Consider the following 255-nt stretch of genomic DNA (forward strand, 5'->3'; position numbering starts at 1 on the left):
GGGTGAGCACCACAACCCGCCGTTCGTGCCGTCCTCGCCGACGACGATGCTGGGCTGGATAGCCGCCCGCACCGAGCGGCTGGTGCTGTCGACGTCGACCACGCTGATCACCACCAACGACCCGGTGAAGATCGCGGAGGACTACGCGATGCTCCAGCACCTGGCCGACGGCCGGGTGGACCTGATGATGGGCCGCGGCAACACCGGGCCGGTGTACCCGTGGTTCGGCAAGGACATCCGCGACGGCATCGACCT

General features: G+C 68.6%; 1 protein-coding gene. It reads left to right on the forward strand.

Annotation, left to right across the window (positions count from 1 at the left end; all coding sequences use genetic code 11):
- Positions 1 to 255, forward strand: a 255-nt coding sequence (locus tag OO52_RS45850; protein ID WP_030659576.1) for an LLM class flavin-dependent oxidoreductase, incomplete at both ends; no start/stop codon positions are given.

It is taken from the genome of Streptomyces flaveolus (genome assembly GCF_000716535.1).
Classification (GTDB): domain Bacteria; phylum Actinomycetota; class Actinomycetes; order Streptomycetales; family Streptomycetaceae; genus Streptomyces; species Streptomyces flaveolus_A.